The sequence below is a fragment of the Paenibacillus maysiensis genome, assembly GCF_000520815.1.
Taxonomy (GTDB): Bacteria; Bacillota; Bacilli; order Paenibacillales; family Paenibacillaceae; genus Paenibacillus; species Paenibacillus maysiensis.
Window position 1 is genome coordinate 1 of the sequence record NZ_ASRY01000137.1, and the last position, 5,339, is coordinate 5,339.

The 5,339-nt window shown below is 32.0% G+C and carries 4 protein-coding genes; all 4 read left to right on the plus strand.

Going from position 1 to position 5,339, the window contains the following annotated elements:
- Positions 1-292, plus strand: a 292-nt coding sequence (locus L696_RS0108705; protein ID WP_025683305.1) for a restriction endonuclease, incomplete at its 5' end; no start/stop codon positions are given.
- A gap of 118 nt (positions 293-410) precedes the next feature.
- Positions 411-1,919, plus strand: coding sequence for a hypothetical protein (locus L696_RS0108710; RefSeq protein ID WP_025683306.1), 1,509 nt, complete (start codon positions 411-413; stop codon positions 1,917-1,919).
- Position 1,920: 1 nt separating this feature from the next.
- A complete protein-coding gene (locus L696_RS0108715; RefSeq protein ID WP_025683307.1) occupies positions 1,921-2,442 on the plus strand; it encodes an ABC-three component system middle component 1 in 522 nt (173 codons plus the stop codon).
- A gap of 14 nt (positions 2,443-2,456) precedes the next feature.
- A complete protein-coding gene (locus L696_RS0108720) occupies positions 2,457-5,291 on the plus strand; it encodes an AAA family ATPase (protein WP_025683308.1) in 2,835 nt (944 codons plus the stop codon).
- The last annotated feature ends 48 nt before the right edge of the window (positions 5,292-5,339 follow it).

Below are 5,339 nucleotides of genomic sequence, written 5' to 3' on the forward strand. Positions count from 1 at the left end.
GCGAGTTGGCGGGTCAGGCGATCATGAAGTTGATTTGATCCTCAATGGCAAAGAGGGTTATAAGATCGCTGTTCAGTGCAAACGGTGGAAACGTGATGTCGGGAATGATATAGTACTCCGGCTCAAGGCTGGTAAGCAGGTACATGGTTGCTATGATGCTTGGATTGTGACGACAAGTAATTTTACAAGGGCTGCTAAGGAGGCGGCGGATAGTTTAAACATTAAGTTGATTAACGGTTTGGCGTTGGCTGATAGGCTAAAAAGATGGAAAAGTCAAAAGGCAAAAAAATGACTCATTCAAGTTTATTCAGTCCTTTAAAATTCTCTTCATTGCTTAAATGGTATTTATGTATTCTTAATAAGAGTAGTTTCTGGTAACTTTATAGCGGAAGAAAGGGAAGATGAACTGTATGAGTTCTACTGACGTGAAACATTCAATTGCTGGTTTTTACTATCAAGTTCTTCTAGCATGTAAAGAATTGATTTTATTATTGAACAGATCAAAATCAGAAGAAAGTTACGTGGCTGTTGAGTATGGGGCTGACGTAAGGATATTTGATGAGCAAGATATTCGTATGGAAGCAAAATTTTACAATGATAATACCTTTACAAGGTATAAAGAGGCTATTACTCATAGCATATATAATTTTTTTAATTCGTTCAAGGATTCATCGGCCAATGTGAAGTATCGATTTAAATGTAATGTTCCAGTGAACGTTAAAGATATGCAATTTTTTACTGATTGGATTAAACCAACTGAGATATCCGAGAAAATAAAGTATATAAAAGAATGTTTTGTTTACGAGTCAGTAGGACAAAATCCTATTAAAGAAGGCGAGTTTAAGAACTTTAAAACATATTATGATACCATTACAAATTCAAAAGAAAAAAAACATTACAAACAAGCACTTATCAAATACTTGGCTCATCATCCTAATTCTGATGAATACACTAAATACATAATTCCAAGTATGAATGTGGATGACTCAGTATTAGAAAGTTTTATTAAGCAAATTGAATTTATTTTTCCTCCTAACAAAGTATCCAAATTTGAATCCATTGACTCCTTGAAACGAGTAATAGATCGTGAATTAGCTGAATATAATGAAAGTCTGACTGTTGAAGAACGTAGTAAAATAATGCTTCTTTTATTAGAAGCTTTCTTTGATTCGACAATAGATTCTAACATGAGAATCATAAAAATATCTGATTGTAAGAAAATTATAACTAATTATCAAACTCTATCCTTAACACATCTGAATAACGAAGAAAATTTAGAATTGATCAAAGAAATTGAGCAAGAACTTGCTGATTATGAATATATATTAATGGAACATGGATATGCCGACTTTATTGATGACATTATGGTAGTTCTGATTAGCTTAAAGGAGCAACTTCATTCTGAAATTAATCAATTTGGTGCTAAAACAATATTAAAACGCTTCATTATGTCTAATAGACCGTATCCTCTTGAAGTAATTAAATTGTTCCAGTTCATATCTGAAATGATGATAAAAACTAAACGAGGTAGCCAAGGAGCAAGTATTATTGATATTGATAGTATTAACAACTTAAAAATTGGTGATAGTCTTCACCTTTCACTCCGTGCTCTTCCAGCAGCGAGTTCCGCTCGGTCCAATGCTAATTTAATTCTTAATTATTTTATTGATCATACACAAGAAAATCTGGAAATATCAAAAGCTACGGGCGGAGAAACAATAGTATTCGATACAGATAGTGATGTTTGTCAATTAGAACTTGAAGATATCAATAATACTATAATTGATATTCGAAGAGTTAAGGACAATAAACAGCATCAGGAGATGTATAAATCTTTTAGATATAAATGTTTTAAATGTATGAAATTATCATATTGTGATGCATGCTCGTTTCTCAAAGAGTTAGAGGAGGGAGAATAGGTTGGAGCAATTAGCAGAATTATTACTACTCAAAGATATTCACATATTTGAGGAACTGAAAAACTCATTCGTTTGTAACTTAAATAAAGATAAGGTACTAGTTATCACAAAAATATCTTCCCTCGAAGAGGTACAGGAGTTAGTTTATACACTTCCGAGTCTAAGAGAAAAATTACGAGGAAAAATAGAAAATATAGAAAACACTGTTGAGGTAGCAGATATATATTTATCAAAGTTTTTATGGGACATGTATGTAATTGGTTTACATCAAATTGAGCTTGATGAAGAAAAATTCAACGAAATTGAAGTGGCAAAACTTCAACGAAATCGCTTTGTAGCGCGAAAAATCATCATTGAATATGAGAACGAAGAGGATCTTAAGAAAAAGTTTGATCAATTGGTACTTCCAGAAAGGGCTCTAAATGAATTGTTAGGAACTTATGTTAATGAAGAATTTGAATATCAAGCAAAAGAAATCGAAGAGTTACTTACACGGGTTAAAGAAATCACAATGGATAATTAAGGTGGTGTACATTTGTGTATCTTAGTGAGGTAAAAATCAAAAATTTTCGAGGTTATGGCGAAAATCTCAATCGCTCGGATCATTTTTTTGTGTTTGACGAATTAGATAACCCCCTTGTATTGTTTCATGGCTTTAACGGCCATGGAAAAACTTCATTTTTTGAAGCTATAGAATGGTGCTTAACCGACACTGTAGTACGTTTAGAGAAACTTTATAAAGCTAATTTTGGCGGAGCTTATTCAGCAAACGATCTAAATAGAAGTCACTATTTCAAATTTTCCCCGAGCATTTCAAATCAAAGAAGAAGTTCTATAACAGATCGTGAGGTGGTTGTTGAGCTTTTATTTAATAATGGAACTAAAGTCATTAGGAAGAGCAACAGCCGAGTTTTAGCGATTAGTGATAGATCTAATTATACTTCTGAACTTGAATTTATTGAGAGAGATAAAGCTATTAGAAGGATTGATAATCAAGAGCTCTTAGAGTATTTGGTACCTCGCTCAAATGATCGTAGTAGTTTTATACAGGCACACGTTTTGGCCCAAGAGGGGATCACTGATTTTGTACGAAAAACTTCACCTGAAGAACGAAAGTCTTTGTTTATGCGTTATCTACGACAAGAGGAGCTATCTAATCATATAGCTCAATTACGTTTTTACTTGAATGGAGGTAATGTTTTAGGAAAAAGAAGAAGTAGCTATGAAGGTAATAAAACTGAAATGATCTCAAAGCAGCGACAGATTAATGAGTTTTTGCGGAATATTGGTTACTCTAGTTTTGAAAGTTACAAGTCACAATTTCATTTGCTATATGAGAAACTTGTACCATTTATAAAGCGAAAGTCGCGTCTTTCAAATATCCCGTTAGATTTGATTATACATGAACTTGAATTTCAATCAAAAGATTATTCAAGGTTGCTACGAGGTGCAGCACAATTGTATGAAACTACTAATACAGAAAGGAATAAGTTTCAAAAGAGACATGCTGAATTCCAAGTGATAAAAACTCACATTAATACTTTAGAGTCTCTACAAGAAGCAGAAGAATGGATACGAAAGGGAGAGCATGCTCACTCTCTTGAAAAACGAAATATTAGAGATATCCAAATAATAAACGAAGATATAAAAAAACAAAGATCGCATATTGACCTTACTAAACAGGAGATTGTCAATCAACTATCAAAAACAGTTGAATCCAAACAATTATTTGAATCATTTCTAAGCTATATAGACAATATTAACAAAACTATTTCTTCCGAGCTATGGAGCGTAATTTATGAAGATTTTCAACGTTTTCAAATTTTTATAGAAGAGTTTGATGGAATAATAGGGCAACATAAAACATCAATTCCTTTAAAGGATGAGATTCAATTAAAGGGTTGGCAAAAACGCTATCTTGAACTTAGTCATGAACGTCAACAGTTAATTAAAGAAATGGAACGAATTATCGAACACAAAGATAGTTTATCTTTATTGAATAGTCAATATCAACAAGTCTTAAATCAGGTAAAAGATTATATCCAAGATCACTCCAATTCTATTACATCATGTCCCGTTTGCTTGAATGAAGATTTTACGTCAATGCGCTATACTAAAGAAATTCAATTCGATCCCAAAATTAGCATATCTTCTAAATTAATAACTATAATTGATAAAACCGTATCAAATGGTGATGGAAAACTCGATGAATTAATAAATAAGGAAAAATATATAAATACTGAATTAGCTAAAAGTGTTGAATTTATAAATAAAGAAGTTATTGAACCACTACAAAGTTGGTTGAAGTCTCTTCGGGAGCAATTTATTCTTTGTTATGATGAGGTTAAAAATAAGTTAGAACAACAACATAAAGAACTTCGCACTTCTGAAAATCATTTGATACAAAGAGAAAAGGAAATTTCAGAGATGTGGGAACAGATGAAAGTTTCATCCCGAGTATTATTTGGGGAAAGTATTGAATTAGAGGATATAAGTGTGGAAAACTTAAATCAAGTAGCGTTAAACAAAAAAGGATGGTTTGAAAAAAACCTTAAAAAAATAGGTTTCGAATATGTGCCTAGTTTACAAGAGATATCAAGTAAAATGCTTAAAATAAGAAGTGAAAAAGAAGTAGCTGATTACTATCCAAACAATAAAGATCAATTATATAAAAATCAATTATCAAATATACGGACTTTTTTAATGTTAGAGTTGCTAATTAATCACTTAGAAGAGTTTTTAAAACTTAAAGTGCCAGGGGAGTACGATGCGTTTTTCTCACGATACGAGCAATTAGATTCTGAAATAAATGAAGTAGAAGAAAAAATAAAATATATAGATAGAAATAAAAAAGAGGTAAAAACAAAATATGCAGAGCTTGTAGCAAAGCAAAATCATATTCTTGGTGATCAGCTACATGGACATCCTGTAATATCGTGGGTTTACAGTGCTATTAATCCACATACGCAATATAAAGATTTAAAAGTAATTGTTAATACAAATGGTACCCATTTTACAAGTGAAGAAATTCAAGGAGATTTATATTTGGATCAAATTTTTAGCCAAGCACAGTTAAATATATTGGCATTAAGCACTTTTCTGGGTATTGGTCTCACTCAGCAATATAGTTCTTTGGATCAATTGCTTCTTGATGATCCAATCCAAAGTATGGACGATGTAAATGTGCTTGCTTTCATAGACGTTCTTAGGGCAATTCTAGATTCCGAATCCAATAACAAACGTTTAATTATTTCTACTCATGATGATAGTTTTGCTGAGTTATTAGCTATTAAAATGAGAAATAAAAATGTGGTACAGTATCGTATAGACGGGTATGGTCCAGAAGGACCTATAATCGAAAAACATAAATAAACTTATATATGGGACGGATTGTAATATGAAGTGCGACACCTGCTGGAA